We start from the raw sequence: 16121 nt of genomic DNA on the forward strand, positions 1-16121 counted from the left end.
CACACATGCATGTGGGTGCATGCAGGGCAGGAACGGGGTTCTTTTCGCGTCGTTTCCCTTCCCGTTCCGGACATAAACCGGAGCGGTAGAGTTACAGAACGTAAAAAGGATACCTCCCATGTTGAAGACCATGCTTATTGGCACCGCCGCAGCAGGTGCAATGATCGTCGCTGCCGGATCGGCTTCGGCGCAATCCTATTCCGACGAACAGGGCTTCTATCTGCAAGGTGGCTATAGCTATCTCGACATCCAGCCTGATGGTGCCGATAGCGGCGTCGACACGAACGCCATCACGGCGCGCGCTGGCTATCAGTTCAATGACTGGTTCAGCCTTGAGTCTGATATCACGACCGGCATCGATGATGGCGAGTTCGACTACAATGTCGATGAAGACGAGTTCAATCTCGATGACAATAATGACGGCGACTTCAACGACCTGATCGCGGGTTCCGGCGACATTGGCCTCAACTATCTTGTCGGCATCTACGGCAAGGCAGAAGTGCCGGTCACCGAGCGTCTCGATGCTTTCGGCCGCGCCGGTTACGCCTTTGTCGACCTAGACGCTGAGATCCAGACGCCGGGTGGCACCGCCATCACCACGATCGAGGACTCTGAAGACGGCGCAGCCCTTGGCGGTGGTCTCGATTATGCGCTGACGGAGAACTGGAATCTGCGGGGTGAATACACCTGGTATGGCTTCGGCAATACGGACACGCACGCTGCGATGTTCAGCGCAGGCTACAAGTTCTAGGGCTTGGCCTCGTTTGATTGACAGGGAACGCCGGTACTATTGGGTGCCGGCGTTTTCTTTTGCGCTAAAGAAGCCCGGCTGCGCGAGCGAGGTAGACAAGGCCGATGACCGTCACGAGCCAGCGCATCCAGCGTTTGAAATTGATGTCGCTCATTCGCTCCAGCACCAGCCCGCCGAGCCAGGTGCCGCTCATGGAGAGCGAAATAGCCAGTGCAAAGAGCCAGAGTGGTGGAATATATATCTCACCTGCTGCGGCAAGGATGGGCAGGCTCCAGAAGGCGATCTTTATAAGATGAGCGAGCACCTGCGTTGCCGACTTGGTCGCCACGATGGCCTGCCGTGTCATGTCGGTGCGCACGAAGAAGAGGTCGAGCAGTGGCCCCGCGACGCCTGCCAGCGTATTGAGAGCCTGGACAATGAAACCCGCCGCCTCTGCCTGTCCGCGCTTCTGGATGTCGACGTCGATGATCTTTCGCGGCACCCAGACCATGAGCGGGGTGAGGCCGAGCAGGAGGTAGACCACGGTCTTGTCCGGGCGCCAGGCGAGCAGCGCAAGCAGCAGGACCGCGCCAACCGAGCCGGCCGCATAGCGGGCGAAGATCGCCCAGTTGATTTGCCCGCGAAGCAGCCAGGCCCGCCAGCCATTGGACACCATCTGGATGGCGCCGTGAACGATCATCGCCGTGGCCACGGGCAGGAGAGCGGTCAGGACGCCCATCAGGATCAGGCCGCCCGCCATGCCGAAAATGCCCGAGATGAAAGCCGTCACGAGCGTGGCAAGAAGGATTATGGCGGCGCTAAGCGGGCTCATGCGGTCTTGCGATACGCCGATTGCGCAGCGTGCGCCAGCATCTGGCCTATCGGGCCTTTCCCTTTGCAAGAGGCAGGTGAGGGCCTAATCGCTTTGTCATGTCTGATGATGCACATCCCCGCCGCAACGGCCCCTGGACGGTCCACGAAACCGCGCTCTCCTATGAGAACCCCTGGATCCGCGTGGAGACCAGCCAGGTCGCCCATCCAGACGGAAGTCCGGGCATCTATGGCGTGGTGCGCTACGCCAACCTCGCCATTGGTGTGCTGCCGATTGATGCGAGCGGTCATACCTGGATTGTTGGCCAGCACAGGTTTCCGTTTGATGCCTATAGCTGGGAGCTGCCTGAAGGCGGCGGCCCCAAGGCGGAAGACCCTTTAGATGCGGCGAAACGCGAACTGGCTGAGGAAACAGGTCTTCGCGCCGAGCACTGGCAGGCGCTGGGCCGCTGGGATGTGTCGAATTCCGTGAGCGATGAGAAGGCGATTGGCTATCTTGCCTGGGGGCTGCGAGAGGGCGAGGCGCAGCCGGAGCCTTCTGAGGCGTTGACGGTGAAACGTGTCTCTTTCCCGGACCTGGTCGGTATGTGTCTCGATGGTGAGATCACGGACGCGTTCACGCACCTCATGGTGTTTGCCGCACTCGAACGCGCAAGGCGTGGGCAATTGCCAGAGGAGATCGGCAGCCTCCTGCGTCAATAAGGGCTGAGGGCCTACTCTCGACATAGCTGCAACTTCGCCGTTTCTGGGGAGCGGGAAGAGTGCAGGGGATTACCGAATGTCGAAGCGGGCAAGGCAGATCAGCCGGGCACACAAGCTGCTGGGGCTTGTTGTCGGGGCGCAGCTTCTCTTCTGGACGCTGAGCGGCTTCTATTTCACACTTTTCCCGATCGAGACCATTCGCGGCGAGCATCTGCGCGCGGGCCCTCAACCGATCGACATGGCTGCGCTGGAAGAGACGTCGCTACCGCAGCTGGATGCTGCACCGATCAAGCTCGAAGTGCGCCGCGTGCTCGGCGAGACGGTCTGGCTTGCCACTGGTGAGACCGGCGCGTCGCTTCATGATTTCGAGACTGGTGAGCCGCTGGCGCCCATCGGGGCAGCGGAAGTGCGTGCTATTGCGCTGGAAAGCTGGCGGGGACGGGGGGAGATCGTTTCTGCGGTGCTGGTCGAGACGCCGCCGCGTGAGGCGGGCAGTTCATCGCCGCTCTGGCGGGTCGATTTCGACGGGCAGGACAAGGCGACATTCTGGGTCGATGCAACGCGCGGCGAGGTGCGGGCGGTACGCACTGACAAGTGGAGGCTCTTCGACGTGCTCTGGCGCTTCCACATCATGGATATCACCGGCAAGGACCGTTTCGACAGCTGGTGGCTGAAGCTGGCAGCTTTCCTTGGCTTGACGACTGTCCTGTTCGGCATTGCCTTGCTGGTCCAGCGGGCTCTGCGCGGCAGACTGCTGAAATAAAGAAGGCCCCTGCCGGGTCGGAGCAGGGGCCTTTATCCTGACGAGAACATCTCGCTCGTGTGAGAAGAAAGATCAGTTCTCGGACCAGGAATAGCTGTAGCTGTAGGAGCGATCTTCGTCGAAGCGGGCCCGTTCAGCTTCGGTCAGTTCCGGGTTGCCAGCGATGAATGCGGTGACGTCCTCGTCGCGGAGGCGATCGCTCGATCCATTCACGCACAGGGCGCGATAGGTCTCGCCATTTTCGGTGAAGCTAATGATGGTCGGGGTGTTGAGGTCGGCTTCGCGCTCTTCGCACTGCTCAGCCATCTCCTCGACGATTGCACCGGCGGCTTCGAGGTCTTCTTCGAGGCCGTCCTCAAAGGCGCGCTCGATGCGAAGCTCCATCTGCTCACCGAGTTCTTCCATTCGTTCTGCGCGGGCTTCGACACGCTCTTCGATAACGAGAGCGATGCGTTCGGCACGCTCAGCGTGGCGCTCTGCCATGTGCTCCATTCTTTCGGCATGAGCTTCGATGAAGGATTCCAGCGCCTCAACATCGAGTGAGAGAGCGCCTTCGCCATTCCGCGACAGCATGAGTTCGCGGCCCGGGATGATGATCTTCACGCCGTTCTCGGTTTCGACCGTTTCGACACCCAGCTCGTCCAGATCCGAGACCGTGAGGTCGAAATCGAAGGACATGTTGCCGAGCTCAGCAAGACCGCTGAGCTTGGACAGGTCGCCCATGATCGTGAGGCCTTCGAGTTCCTTAAGCTCCTCAAGCTCGCCGAGATCGCTCATTTCGAGGGCGAGGATATTCATTTCCGATTCGAGGTCGGAGAGATCCAGCTCCTCCAGCTTTTCGAGGCGTGGGCTGAGCTTCTGGAATGGGTCGCTCAGCAATACGAACTGGCGGTCATCGTCATTGCCGTTCGAGCTGAAGCGATAGACCTTTGCGTGACGCTCGGTGGTCTCGGCGCCACCTGCCAGTTCGTTGTTCGCAGCGTCTTGCGGGGATGCATTTGCGGCGCAGGAAGCGGTCGCGACGATGGCGGCAGAGCCTAGGGTCAGGGCAAGCGTTGAGCCGAGCAGGCGGCGGCGGAGCGTCGGGGCGGTGTTCTGCATCAGTATAAGTCTTTCTTTTATGGGATGCGTCAGGGTGAGGTTGGCGCCGCGAAAGGCACCATCGGCCGGACCTGCAAGGCGCGCCGCCTTCACAAGGGTCTGACCATAGGAGAACGCCGACGATGTTCCCGCCCGAAGCACATCGGCGTCACAGGCTGCCTCCTGGTCCACGCGGAATGCACGCATGGCGAGGTGAGCCAGTGGGTTGAACCACTGCAGGGCCAGCACGAGCTGGGCGGCCTGCAGGGCAAGGAGGTCATTGCGCTTCACGTGCGTCAGCTCGTGCGTCAGCGCATCGCGCTGTTCGCGCGGGGAGTAGTCGTCCTCGAACCAGGCTGGCAGGAGGATGACAGGTTTGACGAGGCCCGTGACCAGCGGGCTGCCATTCAGAAGGCTGGAGCGCACATCATAGCTGCGCTTCACGCCGAGCTCGTTCGCGATCTTGGCCGTCAGCTCTGCAACGCGGTCCGAGGCAGGCTCGGAATCGTCGCGGATGAGGCCGTGAAAGACCGCCTGCTTGCGCCATGCGGTCGCGAGCACAAGCACGCTGCCGGCAATCCAGACCGGAAGGATGAGCTGGGGTGCGATTTGCATCAGCGCATCGAGCATGCCTGGCTCAGCGGCTTCGACCGGGGCCGGGAGCGGTGCAACCGGTGCGGCAGGCGCTTCGAACGAACGGGCATGTGCAACAGTGCCCGCATCGACGGCGACCGCGTGAACGCGCTCGGTGATGCTCGAAACGGTCGTCGTGTGCTGTGGCTCGGTTGGGGCCAGAAAGCCGAACAGGGAAATGTTTGCAGGCAGCGGCGGCATGGCGAGGCGTGCAAGTGGCACGAGCCAGAGGGCATAGGCCGCCTTTGCGCCGAACTGGCGGGCGAATGGGCGTCTGACGACGAGAACCAGTCCGAACAGGAAACCAACGGCAAGGCTGGTCTGAATGCTGTTCAGCAGCAGCGGATGAAGCTCGTTTAGAAAGGTCATTTCTTCAGTTCCCCCAGAAGTGCTTCAAGTTCAGCAATGTCTTCGGCGCTGAGCCCTTTGCCGTCGGCGAGGTGCGCCACCAGCGGGGCAGCGCGTCCTCCAAACATGCGGTCGACAAACTGGCGCGCTTCCTTGCGGCGATAGTCACCGCGCTTGACCAGTGGCCGGTAGAGATAGCGGCGGCCTTCAGCCTCGGTCGCGAGCGCGCCCTTTTCGACAAGGCGGCCGAGCATGGTCTTGATGGTCCGGATGTTCCAGCTCTTGTCGGAAGCAAGGACGTCCGCAATCTCGGCAGCACCGATTCCGGGCTGGTCCCACAGGACATTCATGATTTCGAGTTCGGCAGGCGCGATCTGCATGATACAGCCTCTTTTGATTACGGATGTAGTCGATATTCCTGATTACAGTTGTGGTCAATAGAAAAATTATGACAATTGCAAGGCAGGGGGCGCCGTGCGCAGGGTAGGCCCAATCGGGGCATATGGACGCCTTCTCAATGGTGACGCAGTGCGCGAAGCAGCCTATGGTCCGATCATGTCAGACGATGAAGTCCCGCAGAAATCAGGCGAGCCCATAGCCGGGTCGAAGGAAATAGGCGCGCTTGCGCACCTTTACCGCGCTGAAGTCTATCGTTCGACGATCTGGCGCCAGCGTCTCGACATGACGACGAACTGGGCCGTGGTCTCGACCGGTATCGCCCTGTCCGTCAGCTTTGCAAGCGCAACCGCCTCGCCCTTGCCGATTGTTCTGGTGGGTATGCTGACGGTGATGTTCCTGTTCCTTGAGGCGCGCCGCTATCGCTACTTCATGGTCTGGAAGTTTCGCGCGCGCCTGCTCGAGCTTGCCGTGATGGTGCCGATCCTGCGCGGCCGGGGCGCCATGATCCCGCAGGACCGCGGCAGCGCGCTCTCAGACGATTACATCCACCCGCGCCATCGCATCTCATCCTTCCGGGCGATGGGGCAGAGGCTGCGGCGCAACTATCTCTGGATCTTCATTATCCAGTATGCGGCCTATCTCGCGAAAATCTGGATCCACCCGATCGAGGCCTCTTCCATCGAGCAGGCGCTGGAGCGCGCGCATATCGGCGCCATCCCGGGCTGGCTCGCCATTATCCTGGGCACGTGCCTGCTGATCTTCTTCATCACGCTTACCGCCTGGGCGTGGGTTTCGGAGAAGGCTGACAAGACCAAGATGGCTGACTATCTCGATCCTGAGCCGGGTGTCTGACACGCAGATTTGCTGCACTGCAGTGAATTCAGGTTGCGCTTTCTAGCGGAAGCCTTATCTCGACCCCCAGACGCCTCAGGCATCGATCTTGTGATCCGAGAGCCAGACAGCCCGGATCGAGCGACTTTCCCAACCGATCGTTGCCTTGACGAAAGCAAGTCCTGATCAGCGCAGAACCCGAACGCGGCAGACTGGTCTGCTGCGAGCAAGCCTATTGCGCCTCCGCGGAAGATGACCGCGGTCAGGCCACAACTGAAAGATATTCTTTTGACCAATTTCAAAGACCTCGGCCTCGCCGAGCCTCTCCTTCGTGCACTCGCAACTGAAGGCTATGACCAGCCGACGCCAATTCAGGCGCAGGTCGTACCAGCCATGATGACGGGGCGCGACGTGCTGGGGACGGCGCAGACCGGCACCGGCAAGACGGCTGCCTTTACCCTGCCCATCCTTCACCGCCTGCTGGGTGTTGGTACGCGTCCGTCGCCAAAGACCTGCCGCGCGCTGATCCTGGCGCCAACGCGTGAGCTTGCTGCCCAGATTGCAGAGAGCGTTCGCGCCTACGGCAAGCATGGCCATCTGTCTTCCACCGTTGTCGTTGGCGGCCTGAAGATTTCAAAGCAGATCCGCGCGCTGGAGCGCGGCGTCGACATTCTTGTCGCGACGCCGGGCCGCCTGCTGGACCTCAAATCGCAGAACGCCGTCCGGTTTGACGATATCCAGACCGTGGTTCTGGATGAAGCCGACCACATGATGGACATGGGCTTCCTGCCGCAGATCAAGAAAATCCTCCAGCAACTGCCCAAGGAGCGCCAGACCGCGCTTCTGTCCGCGACCATGCCGAAGGATATTCGCGCGCTTGCAGACCAGTTCCTGAACGATCCTGTGAACGTTGCCGTCGCGCAGGTGTCGAAGCCCGTGGACCGGATCGATCAGACCGTCCGCTTTGTGCCGCATACGCAGAAGCGCGATATCCTCGTCGATATCCTCCGGGACAAGAAGGTCGAGAGCGCCATCGTCTTCACGCGGACCAAGCGCGGTGCCGACCGTGTTGCCCGCCATCTGGAGCAGGCAGGCCTCGCCTCTGCGGCGATCCATGGAAACAAGAGCCAGAACCAGCGCATCAAGGCGCTCGACGCCTTCAAGAACCGCAAGCTTCTCGTGCTTGTGGCGACGGATATCGCAGCCCGCGGCATCGACATCGACCAGGTCAGCCACGTCGTAAACTATGAGCTGCCCAACGTGCCGGAATCATATGTCCACCGCATTGGCCGCACGGCGCGCGCGGGTGAGAGCGGCACGGCGATCTCGCTTTGCGACGGCGAGGAGCGCAAGCTGCTCCGCGACATCGAAAAGCTGATCGGGTCCAAGATCCCGACCGAAGGCATAGTGCCTGAGTTCAACGAACAGGGCGGCGGAAGCGAGCGCAAGAATTTCGATCCGACTCGCGGCGGTGAGCGGGCGAAACGCAAGCCTCGCTCGCGCAACCGGAACCGCAATCGCGGCAATGGTGGAAACGCCAGTCAGGGCCGGCAAAAGCAAAGCAGCGCGTCCTCTTGACCTGACGGGGCTTTTCGCATTTAACCCGCGCCTTCAGGACGGGATGGTGTGGCGCCGCCGTTGTAATCGTGAAGCTCGTTAGGGACGCTTCACCGGCCCACGTCGTAAAAGGAAGACTACCATGTCACGTCGTCACTCGACGAAGTACAAGATCGACCGCCGCGTCGGTGAAAACATCTGGGGCCGCCCCAAATCACCAGTCAACAAGCGTCCGACCAAGCCAGGCCAGCACGGCCAGGGCCGCCGTCAGAAGACGTCTGACTATGGTCTTCAGCTCATGGCGAAGCAGAAGCTGAAGTTCCACTATGGCGACATCACCGAGAAGCAGTTCCGCCGCACCTATGACGAAGCAAACCGTCAAAAGGGCAACACGGCAGAGAACCTGATCGGCCTGCTCGAATGCCGTCTTGAGGCTTTTGTCTACCGCGCGAAATTCGTGCCGACCATTTTTGCTGCCCGTCAGTTCGTCAATCACGGCCACGTCAAAGTGAACGGTGTGAAAACGAACATCGGCTCCTACCGTCTGAAGCCGGGCGACGTTGTCGAAATCCGCGAGAAGTCGCGCAACATGGCACTGGTGCTCGAAGCACTGGGTTCGCCAGAGCGTGATATCCCGGAGTACATTGAAGTCGATCCGAAGGCGATGACCGCAACGCTGGTCCGCGTTCCTGAGCTCATTGACGTGCCTTACGCCGTCAAGATGGAACCAGCTCAGGTGGTCGAATTCTATTCGTCCTAAGCCGTTTCAGGCACTTGAAGTTACGATCAAGCCGCGCTCCTCTGGGCGCGGCTTTTTCTTTGACCGGAATGTAGGAGACCCCTGATGTCGTCACCAGAAATCGAGGAGGTCCGTCAGCGTTTCCTGGCTGCGCCGGGGCAGGGCTTTGATCTCTCATCGCGCGATAGCGGCGACCGGGCGCTCTTCCCTGACAAGAAGCATGCCCGCAAGCAGCTGGAGACCGACGCTGCGGCTATCGATGAGCTTCAGGACCTGCTCTACGCCTCGCAGAAGCGCGCGCTACTTGTCGTTCTGCAGGGCATGGATACGTCAGGCAAAAGCGGTGTGATCCGGCATGTCTTTGCGCAGACCTCACCGCTCGGCGTGAAAGTGAAAGCCTTCAAGGCACCGAGCAAGGAAGAGCTGGCTCACGATTATCTCTGGCGCGTGCATGAGGCGGTGCCGCCCAAAGGCTTCATCGGCATCTTTGATCGCTCACACTATGAGGATGTGCTGGTCGTCAAAGTGCGAAACTTCGCGCCTGCCGACATGGTCGAGCAGCGCTATGAGCAGATCAACCAGTTCGAGAAGCTGCTGAGTGAGAATGGCGTCACCATTCTGAAGTTCATGCTCCACGTTGGCCATGAGGAGCAGGGCATACGCCTCAAGGAACGCGTGACCGAGCCGCACAAGCGCTGGAAGTTCAATCCGGGTGACCTTGATGACCGCAAGCTCTGGCCGCAATTCATGGATGCTTACGAGACGATGGTGGACCGATGCTCGACGCCGTGGGCGCCGTGGTATGTGATCCCGTCTGACAGCCGCACCCGCCGGAATGCGGCCATCGCGCGTATCGTGCGCGGCACGCTTGAAGACATGAAGCTGGATTGGCCGCAGCTGGAGCTTCGCGCCGAGGATTATGATTTCAGCTAGGCGGGTCCTGATTCCCGGACCACAAAAGAAAGAGGCCTTCCAGATGGAAGGCCTCTCGCATTCCCCGGGGTGGGACCGGGGTCAGCTGACGACGCGGACAGATCCGCCGGACGATTTCTCGACCGACACGTCACCTGCGCCGCCGAAAGCTCTCACGCTGCCGCCGCTGGACGCGTCTGCACGCACGCTCTGACTGGCGTGAGCGTCGATTGACGCGCCTGAGGAAACGTCAGCCGTCAGGCGCTCACAGATGAGGTCCCCTGCATCGAGATTCGCACCAGAGGAGGCGTCGGCATCAATGGTCGTGCACGTGCCGGCGATTTCCATGCTGGCGCCGCTGGAGGCCTGGGCGATCACGGTTTCAGCGTTGATGCCGCGGATCTCCACGTCTGCGCCTGAGGAAACCTCGACATTGGCGCGTGGGCCAGAGAGGCCATCGCCAGAGACGCTGGAGCCGGATGAGGCTTCAATCGAATTGAGGGATGGTACGCCAACGGTGACCGTGTATGGCGCGCGGCGACGGCCCCAGCCCATTTTGCGCGGGCGTTTCAGGACGAGTTCGCCGCCCTTTGATTCCACGATGATGTCGCTGAAATCGCCGTCCTTGTTTTCGACGCTGACTGACTTGGCCGTGCCTGTTTCATAGATCACTTCGATACCTGCGGAGACGTCGATACCTTCGAAATTGCCGACGTCGTAAGTGCGGGTTTCGGCGAGTGCGGGCAGGGCAGAGGCGGTGCTGAGGGCGATGGCGGCGATGGCAATGCGGCGGGTCATTTGGTGGTCCTGTCTGACTTCTGTGTGGGCTGGCGAACTATTCGCTTGACTCTTGATTATCGAAAAACAATACGAATAATTATCGCAAGTCAATAAGGAATTTTCGAAATGAAACTCAACAACGCCCTTCGCCTGTCCATCGCGGCTGCTGGTGCCGCCCTTTTTCTGGGCGGCTGCGTGATCGTCGATGCCGATGAACATGTCCGCGCGGACTGGGGCGGCGACCGCTCCTATGGTGAGCTTATGGGCGCCGATGTGAGCAATGGGATCATCACCGCCCGCGTGACGTCGAATGGCTGCACGACCAAGGATTTCATCGGTGCAGACGTAGACAAGACGGGCGACAACCGCTTCTCCGTCGGCTTCTACCGCGAGCGTCAGGACTATTGCGAAGCCTATGTGCCTGAAGGCGTTGAGCTGAGCTGGACGTTCGAAGAGCTCGGCATTCCGCAGGACGCTGCCGTCCGCATCCGCAACGATATCAGCAACTAGGCTGGAATGCCTTAGGCCATAAGGCGCCCTCGTCCTTCGACTTCGCTCAGGATGAGGGCGGTTTTGGTCCGCCCGGTCTAGGCTGGTTCGCCGTAGAGGTCGTATTCGTCGGCGTCCGTGATACGGGCGCTGACGATGTCGCCTGGTTTCAGGTGGCGGGCATTGTCGAGATAGACCATGCCATCGACTTCCGGCGCGTCGGCCTTGGTGCGGGCGAACATTTCGCCATCGGCTTCGCCCGGTCCGTCGATGATGACGTCCTGAACCGTGCCCACCTGCGCTTCGGCGCGCTCAGCTGAGATGGCTGCCTGCACGGCCATGAAGCGGTGCCAGCGTTCTTCCTTGACCTCTTCAGGCACATGACCCGGCAGGTCGCGGCTCTCGGCGTGCTGGACGTTTTCGTATTTGAAGCAGCCAGCCCGGTCGATCTTCGCCTCGCGGATAAAGTCGAGCAGGATCTCGAAATCTTCCTCAGTCTCACCGGGAAAGCCGACGATGAAGGTCGAGCGGATCGTCATGCCCGGCACATCGCGGCGCCATTGCTGGATACGCTCCAGCACGCGGTCCTGCTTGGCAGGGCGCTTCATCGCTTTCAGCACATTGGCCGAAGCATGTTGGAACGGGATGTCGAGATAGGGAAGGATGGTCCCGTCAGCCATCAGCGGGATGACTTTGTCGACATGCGGGTAGGGGTAGACATAGTGCATCCGCACCCAGGCGCCGAGTGAGCCCAAGCCGCGCGCCAAGTCGAGGAAGCGCGTGTCATACTCTTCGCCCTTCCACATCTGCGGCGCGTATTTCACGTCGAGGCCATAGGCGGAGGTGTCCTGGCTGATGACGAGAAGTTCGTTCACGCCGGCGCGGACAAGCTGCTCAGCCTCCGTCAGCACATGGTGGATCGGGCGGGAGACGAGGTCACCGCGCAGCTTCGGGATGATGCAGAAGCTGCAGCGATTATTACAGCCCTCTGAGATCTTGAGGTACGAATAGTGGCGCGGGGTGAGCTTCAGGCCGGTTTCCGGCACGAGGTCGGTATAGGCATTGGCCGGCGGAGTCAGGTGCGTATGCACCGCGTCCATGACCTGCTCATACTGGTGCGGACCGGTGACGGCGAGCACTTTGGGGTGCGCCTTCTGGATCACCTCGGGTTCTGCGCCAAGGCAGCCGGTCACGATGACCTTGCCATTTGCCTCGATCGCTTCGCCGATGGCCTCAAGGCTCTCATCGCGCGCACTGTCCAGAAAGCCGCACGTATTCACGAGGACAAGATCTGCGCCGGCATAGTCCGGAGAGATCGCATAGCCCTCCGCGCGCAGGCGCGTGATGATGCGCTCTGAATCAACCAGTGCCTTCGGGCAGCCAAGCGAGACAATGCCTACTTTCGGCTGGGGCTTCACAGGCGCGATCGGCGGATTTTCCACAAGTGTGCTCATGGGGCGCGCGTTTACCAGCGGCGGAGCTCAATGAAAAGCGTGATAGCGCGGTAGCGCAGCCTTATCCCGCAGCGAGCATCTAGTCCGGCTGCTCTTCCAGAAACGCGACCAGTTCATCCTTCCAGATGGCTGCGGCCGTATGTGTGCCGTGGCCGCGGGTTTCTTCGCTGGCTGGAATGAGCACGAAGCGGGCGTTTGGCATTCGGGCGGCGAGGGCTTCAGGATCACCGAGGCCGGGCGGGTTGATGAAGTCGTCGGCCGAATTGATCCAGAGCACGGGCACCTCGATTTCAGAGAGGCGCGGCGCAGGGTTATAGGTGCGTGACGCATCGAACTGGTAGATCGTGTCATTTGGATCGACGGCGCGGGCTCTCAGGCCTTCCTGCGAGGCGTGCAGGGCCTCAATCGCCGCCTCCCGCGTCGGGGCTTCAGCCTGAAGGCGGTAAGGGTTTCCACCCGCCAGGATAAGCGTGTTCGCATAGATGAGCTGGCCCGTTTCAAGGTCTGATGCGTCTTCGTAATTACCCGCGTCATAGTCAGGATCGTCCTCGAAGCCGTCGATGATCATCTGGCGGAACATGCGGTTTCGGCCAGCAATCTCGATGGCATTGCAGGCAAGCGGGACGAAGCGGTCTACGAAGCCGGGATACTCAGGTCCCCAGACGAAGCTGTGCATGCAGCCCATGGAGGTGCCGATGATCATGTCGAGGCCATCGACGCCTGCGTCCTCTGTCAGCATGCGATACTGGGCGCGGACCATGTCGTCATAATCATAGCGCGGGAAATCCAGCCTCATGCCGTCGCTCGGCTTGGAGCTGTCGCCGTGGCCGAGATTGTCGGGCGAGATGATGTAGGTGTCTGCAAGATCCAGCGGTTGGCCCGGGCCAAACAGCTCGTCGCCGAAGAGCGGACGCAGAAGGGAGGTGCCACTGCCGCCCGTCCCATGGAGAAGCATGACCGCATTCGTGATCTTGCCGTCGGCATCCCGTTCTGGTGTGCCGAGCGTATAATAAGTCATGGTGATCGGCATGGTTTCGCCGGTGCCGAACTCAAAGTTGTCGAGTTGAGCGGTGTGCTTCTGCGCCTGCGCGGCCCAGTCTTCGGCACTGGCTGGCAGAGCAATCAATGCTGCAGCGAAGGTGATAGCGGAAAATAGTTTCATCGGGCGCTCCCTGCTTGCCGGCATATCGTTGCAAGCAAACTAGCGGCCGCGCGCGGCGTGGCAACACAAACGAAAAGAGGCGCCGTCTCCGGCGCCTCGATCCTGCTAATCTGAAGGATGGTGGGCCCTAGGCCGCTTCCATTTCGATGCCCTTTTCGGCCATGAACTCTTTCAGTTCACCGCTTTCGAACATCTCTTTGATGATGTCGCAGCCGCCGACGAATTCGCCTTTGACGTAAAGCTGCGGAATGGTCGGCCAGTCGGAATAGACCTTGATGCCTTCGCGGATGGCCTGGTCTTCGAGCACGTTGGTGGCGGCGTAGTCGACGCCAAGATAGTCGAGAACCTGAACGACGACCGACGAGAAACCGCATTGCGGGAAGGTGGGCGTACCTTTCATGAAAAGCACCACATCGTTGCTCTTCACGGCCTTGTCGATGGCTTGCTGGACGTCGTCGCTCATTCTCGTCTCCAATCGGAAATTCCCGTTAACTGCAGGGAATGTGTGGCGCACAGGCGCTTGCTTCAAGGCCTGCTCGCGCTCAGCATGCATGCTGTGGCCGGCCGTAGCAGCCGGCCCAGCAGCAGTAAGCGTCAGGCCTAGTCCTTGACTTCTTTCATGATCTGCTCGCGCGCGACGGCCAGCAGTTCTGCCATGTGCTCGCGGATGCGTGCGTCAGAGCGGTTGACGCCTTTGGCATCGAAATCGCCGCGCACCTTGCGGAAAACGTCTTCGTCGCCTGGTTCTTCGAGGTCGGACATGACAACGGACTTGGCGTAGGCTTCAGCCTCGCTGCCGGACAGGTTCATCAGGTCTGCAGCCCAGAGGCCGAGCAGCTTGTTGCGTCGGTTCATGATCTTGAACTGCAGCGCGCTGTCGTGCGCGTACTTTGCTTCCTCGGCGCGCTCGCGATCGTCGAATGTGCTCATGGTAAGCCCTCCTCTTGATTGGGCATGACTGGCTTTGCCGGGATATAGATTGCCATGGCGTGCCTGCGCAAGACGCTAGAGCGGTGCGTCAGTGCCGCAACCCCCAACGGCGCCTGCTGAATCATCATTTGTTTAGCAAGAGCACTCGCGTTATCACTCCGCCTTGTTCTTGGGGGCGCAGAGCGGCTGATCCTGCAGCGCGTCTCCCCTTGGCGGAGGGATAGCGATGTCGCGCAGACGCATGATTTATGAGGGCAAGGCCAAGATCCTTTACGAAGGACCAGAGCCCGGCACCCTGATCCAGTATTTCAAGGATGATGCGACGGCGTTCAACGCTGAAAAGAAAGCCGTGCTCGACGGCAAGGGCGTCCTGAACAATCGCATCAGCGAATTCCTGATGACCCGCCTGTCAGCGGTCGGCATTCCGAACCACTTCATCAAGCGCCTCAACATGCGTGAGCAGCTGATCAAGAAGGTGGAGATCATTCCGCTGGAAGTGATCGTGCGCAACGTCGCTGCGGGCACCATGTCGAAGCGCCTTGGCATTCCGGAAGGCGAAACGCTGCCGCGTGCCATCGTCGAGTTCTGCTACAAGAAGGATGAGCTGGGCGACCCGCTGGTTTCCGAAGAGCACATCGCGGCCTTCGGCTGGGCCAGTCAGCAGGAGATGGACGACATCGTGTCGCTCGCCTTGCGGATCAATGACTTCATGTCCGGCCTTTTCTCGGCCGTCGGCATCCGCCTGATCGACTTCAAGCTTGAGTTTGGCCGCCATTTCGAAGGCGAGATGGTTCGCACCATCCTGGCTGATGAGATCAGCCCTGATAGCTGCCGTCTGTGGGACTATGAGACCAATGAAAAGCTCGACAAGGACCGGTTCCGCCGCGACCTTGGCGGCGTGACGGAAGCCTATGCAGAAGTTGCCCGGCGCCTTGGCATCATCAAGGAAAGCGCCCAGGGCGGCGATGTGATCGACTTCACCAGCGGCATGAAGTAGCGTTCTCCCTTCTGTGGGGGAACGGGAACATGACACTCAAGATTGTAGGCGCAGGCTTCGGCCGCACCGGCACGCTTTCAATGAAAGTGGCTCTGGAACAGCTTGGCTTTGCCAAGTGCCACCACATGATGGAGGTGTTTCCGAGTGAGTTTCAGCTCAATAGCTGGCATTCAATCGGGCGCGGTGAAAAGCCGGACTGGGATGAAGTGTTTCACGGCTTTCACGCCAGTGTCGACTTTCCATCTTCGGCCTACTGGCGTGAGCTTTCGGTTCATTTTCCGGGCTCCAAGGTGATCCTCACGACGCGCAGCTTTGACAGCTGGTATGAAAGCGCGCTGGAAACGATCTATCCGGTCAGCAAGAAAATCCCGAACTGGATGACGTTCATTCCGAAGGTCCGCAAGATCAAGGAAATGACCTATAGCACGATCTGGGACCGGGTGTTTCACGGCAAGTTCGAGGATCGCGACTATGCACGCAAGATCTTCGAACAACATGAGGCGGCCGTGAAGGCTGAGATTCCGGCAGAGCGGCTGCTCGTTTTCCACCCGAAGGAAGGCTGGGAGCCGCTGTGTGCGTTTCTCGGCGTGCCTATCCCGGACAGCCCTTTTCCGAATGTGAATGACCGGGCTGATTTTAAGAAGCGTGTGGCGGCTTTCACCTGGCTCAATCGCGCGCCGTGGATCGTCGGTGCACTTGTTGTGGCGGGCGCAGTTGCAGCGGCGCTCGCCTTTCAATAGGACGTCAGATCACAAGGACGCAGCAGCGTCGATTCCGAGCGGAG

Annotated in this window: 18 protein-coding genes; 10 read left to right on the forward strand and 8 right to left on the reverse strand. The window is 60.3% G+C overall.

Annotated features, from left to right (window positions below; genetic code table 11):
* Window positions 1-118: 118 nt before the first annotated feature.
* Window positions 119-751: a porin family protein gene (locus KUV46_08530; GenBank protein ID QYI99403.1), complete on the forward strand. Its 633-nt coding sequence runs from the start codon at window positions 119-121 to the stop codon at window positions 749-751.
* Window positions 752-815: 64 nt separating this feature from the next.
* On the opposite strand, the gene KUV46_08535 is transcribed toward KUV46_08530, so the two are convergent.
* Window positions 816-1562, reverse strand: a complete 747-nt coding sequence (locus KUV46_08535) for a sulfite exporter TauE/SafE family protein (protein QYI99404.1) — start codon at window positions 1560-1562, stop codon at window positions 816-818.
* A gap of 98 nt (window positions 1563-1660) precedes the next feature.
* Between KUV46_08535 and KUV46_08540 the strand changes: the two genes are divergently transcribed.
* Window positions 1661-2263 carry an NUDIX hydrolase gene (locus tag KUV46_08540; GenBank protein ID QYI99405.1) on the forward strand — a complete coding sequence of 201 codons (603 nt, stop codon included), beginning with the start codon at window positions 1661-1663 and terminating at the stop codon, window positions 2261-2263.
* A 76-nt stretch (window positions 2264-2339) separates the two neighbouring features.
* Complete coding sequence (locus KUV46_08545) at window positions 2340-3026, forward strand: hypothetical protein (GenBank protein QYI99406.1); 687 nt, start codon at window positions 2340-2342, stop codon at window positions 3024-3026.
* 72 nt (window positions 3027-3098) lie between these two features.
* Here KUV46_08545 and KUV46_08550 read toward each other — a convergent pair whose 3' ends face one another.
* Entirely contained in the window at window positions 3099-5108 is a 2010-nt protein-coding gene (locus tag KUV46_08550; protein ID QYI99407.1) for a hypothetical protein, read from the reverse strand.
* A complete protein-coding gene (locus KUV46_08555; GenBank protein QYI99408.1) occupies window positions 5105-5467 on the reverse strand; it encodes a BlaI/MecI/CopY family transcriptional regulator in 363 nt (120 codons plus the stop codon). The genes KUV46_08550 and KUV46_08555 overlap by 4 nt, the downstream gene beginning before the upstream one ends.
* 94 nt (window positions 5468-5561) lie before the next feature.
* Here KUV46_08555 and KUV46_08560 point away from each other — a divergent pair, with 94 nt between their 5' ends.
* The 4 genes from KUV46_08560 (at window position 5562) to KUV46_08575 (ending at window position 9546) form a co-directional block, all read left to right on the forward strand.
* The gene (locus KUV46_08560; protein ID QYI99409.1) at window positions 5562-6338 is read left to right on the forward strand and encodes a DUF2270 domain-containing protein; all 777 of its coding nucleotides are present in this window, start codon (window positions 5562-5564) and stop codon (window positions 6336-6338) included.
* Between the two features lie 267 nt (window positions 6339-6605).
* Window positions 6606-7895, forward strand: a complete 1290-nt coding sequence (locus tag KUV46_08565; GenBank protein ID QYI99410.1) for a DEAD/DEAH box helicase — start codon at window positions 6606-6608, stop codon at window positions 7893-7895.
* Between the two features lie 121 nt (window positions 7896-8016).
* Window positions 8017-8634 carry a 30S ribosomal protein S4 gene (rpsD, locus tag KUV46_08570; GenBank protein ID QYI99411.1) on the forward strand — a complete coding sequence of 206 codons (618 nt, stop codon included), beginning with the start codon at window positions 8017-8019 and terminating at the stop codon, window positions 8632-8634.
* Window positions 8635-8718: 84 nt separating this feature from the next.
* Entirely contained in the window at window positions 8719-9546 is an 828-nt protein-coding gene (locus KUV46_08575) for a hypothetical protein (protein QYI99412.1), read from the forward strand.
* An 81-nt stretch (window positions 9547-9627) separates the two neighbouring features.
* Here KUV46_08575 and KUV46_08580 read toward each other — a convergent pair whose 3' ends face one another.
* Window positions 9628-10323, reverse strand: a complete 696-nt coding sequence (locus KUV46_08580) for a DUF2807 domain-containing protein (GenBank protein ID QYI99413.1) — start codon at window positions 10321-10323, stop codon at window positions 9628-9630.
* A 108-nt stretch (window positions 10324-10431) separates the two neighbouring features.
* Here KUV46_08580 and KUV46_08585 point away from each other — a divergent pair, with 108 nt between their 5' ends.
* Entirely contained in the window at window positions 10432-10815 is a 384-nt protein-coding gene (locus tag KUV46_08585; protein ID QYI99414.1) for a hypothetical protein, read from the forward strand.
* 77 nt (window positions 10816-10892) lie between these two features.
* Here KUV46_08585 and rimO read toward each other — a convergent pair whose 3' ends face one another.
* The 4 genes from rimO to KUV46_08605 all read right to left on the reverse strand — a co-directional run bounded on the left by rimO (window position 10893) and on the right by KUV46_08605 (window position 14340).
* Window positions 10893-12248 (reverse strand): 30S ribosomal protein S12 methylthiotransferase RimO, encoded by a 1356-nt coding sequence (rimO, locus tag KUV46_08590; GenBank protein ID QYI99415.1) that lies wholly within the window; start codon window positions 12246-12248, stop codon window positions 10893-10895.
* A gap of 79 nt (window positions 12249-12327) precedes the next feature.
* On the reverse strand, window positions 12328-13410 hold the full coding sequence (locus KUV46_08595) for an alpha/beta fold hydrolase (GenBank protein QYI99416.1): 1083 nt from the start codon (window positions 13408-13410) through the stop codon (window positions 12328-12330).
* 127 nt (window positions 13411-13537) lie between these two features.
* Window positions 13538-13873, reverse strand: coding sequence for a Grx4 family monothiol glutaredoxin (gene grxD, locus KUV46_08600; GenBank protein ID QYI99417.1), 336 nt, complete (start codon window positions 13871-13873; stop codon window positions 13538-13540).
* Window positions 13874-14010: 137 nt separating this feature from the next.
* Entirely contained in the window at window positions 14011-14340 is a 330-nt protein-coding gene (locus tag KUV46_08605) for a DUF1476 domain-containing protein (GenBank protein QYI99418.1), read from the reverse strand.
* 226 nt (window positions 14341-14566) lie between these two features.
* Between KUV46_08605 and KUV46_08610 the strand changes: the two genes are divergently transcribed.
* Window positions 14567-15337, forward strand: a complete 771-nt coding sequence (locus KUV46_08610; protein ID QYI99419.1) for a phosphoribosylaminoimidazolesuccinocarboxamide synthase — start codon at window positions 14567-14569, stop codon at window positions 15335-15337.
* Between the two features lie 29 nt (window positions 15338-15366).
* On the forward strand, window positions 15367-16077 hold the full coding sequence (locus KUV46_08615; protein QYI99420.1) for a sulfotransferase family protein: 711 nt from the start codon (window positions 15367-15369) through the stop codon (window positions 16075-16077).
* Window positions 16078-16121 lie beyond the last annotated feature (44 nt).

It is taken from the genome of Thalassovita mediterranea (assembly GCA_019448215.1).
In the GTDB taxonomy this organism is placed as follows: domain Bacteria; phylum Pseudomonadota; class Alphaproteobacteria; order Caulobacterales; family Hyphomonadaceae; genus Henriciella.

What these genes read in the sequence shown, in the direction of transcription:
- KUV46_08550 (QYI99407.1), bottom strand. Translation starts at nt 5,108, where the DNA reads ATGACCTTTCTAAACGAGCTTCATCCGCTGCTGCTGAACAGCATTCAG.
- grxD (QYI99417.1), bottom strand. Translation starts at nt 13,873, where the DNA reads ATGAGCGACGACGTCCAGCAAGCCATCGACAAGGCCGTGAAGAGCAAC.
- KUV46_08580 (QYI99413.1), bottom strand. Translation starts at nt 10,323, where the DNA reads ATGACCCGCCGCATTGCCATCGCCGCCATCGCCCTCAGCACCGCCTCT.
- KUV46_08605 (QYI99418.1), bottom strand. Translation starts at nt 14,340, where the DNA reads ATGAGCACATTCGACGATCGCGAGCGCGCCGAGGAAGCAAAGTACGCG.
- KUV46_08595 (QYI99416.1), bottom strand. Translation starts at nt 13,410, where the DNA reads ATGAAACTATTTTCCGCTATCACCTTCGCTGCAGCATTGATTGCTCTG.
- KUV46_08535 (QYI99404.1), bottom strand. Translation starts at nt 1,562, where the DNA reads ATGAGCCCGCTTAGCGCCGCCATAATCCTTCTTGCCACGCTCGTGACG.
- KUV46_08615 (QYI99420.1), top strand. Translation starts at nt 15,367, where the DNA reads ATGACACTCAAGATTGTAGGCGCAGGCTTCGGCCGCACCGGCACGCTT.
- KUV46_08530 (QYI99403.1), top strand. Translation starts at nt 119, where the DNA reads ATGTTGAAGACCATGCTTATTGGCACCGCCGCAGCAGGTGCAATGATC.
- KUV46_08555 (QYI99408.1), bottom strand. Translation starts at nt 5,467, where the DNA reads ATGCAGATCGCGCCTGCCGAACTCGAAATCATGAATGTCCTGTGGGAC.
- KUV46_08575 (QYI99412.1), top strand. Translation starts at nt 8,719, where the DNA reads ATGTCGTCACCAGAAATCGAGGAGGTCCGTCAGCGTTTCCTGGCTGCG.
- KUV46_08540 (QYI99405.1), top strand. Translation starts at nt 1,661, where the DNA reads ATGTCTGATGATGCACATCCCCGCCGCAACGGCCCCTGGACGGTCCAC.
- rpsD (QYI99411.1), top strand. Translation starts at nt 8,017, where the DNA reads ATGTCACGTCGTCACTCGACGAAGTACAAGATCGACCGCCGCGTCGGT.
- KUV46_08545 (QYI99406.1), top strand. Translation starts at nt 2,340, where the DNA reads ATGTCGAAGCGGGCAAGGCAGATCAGCCGGGCACACAAGCTGCTGGGG.
- KUV46_08585 (QYI99414.1), top strand. Translation starts at nt 10,432, where the DNA reads ATGAAACTCAACAACGCCCTTCGCCTGTCCATCGCGGCTGCTGGTGCC.
- KUV46_08610 (QYI99419.1), top strand. Translation starts at nt 14,567, where the DNA reads ATGTCGCGCAGACGCATGATTTATGAGGGCAAGGCCAAGATCCTTTAC.
- rimO (QYI99415.1), bottom strand. Translation starts at nt 12,248, where the DNA reads ATGAGCACACTTGTGGAAAATCCGCCGATCGCGCCTGTGAAGCCCCAG.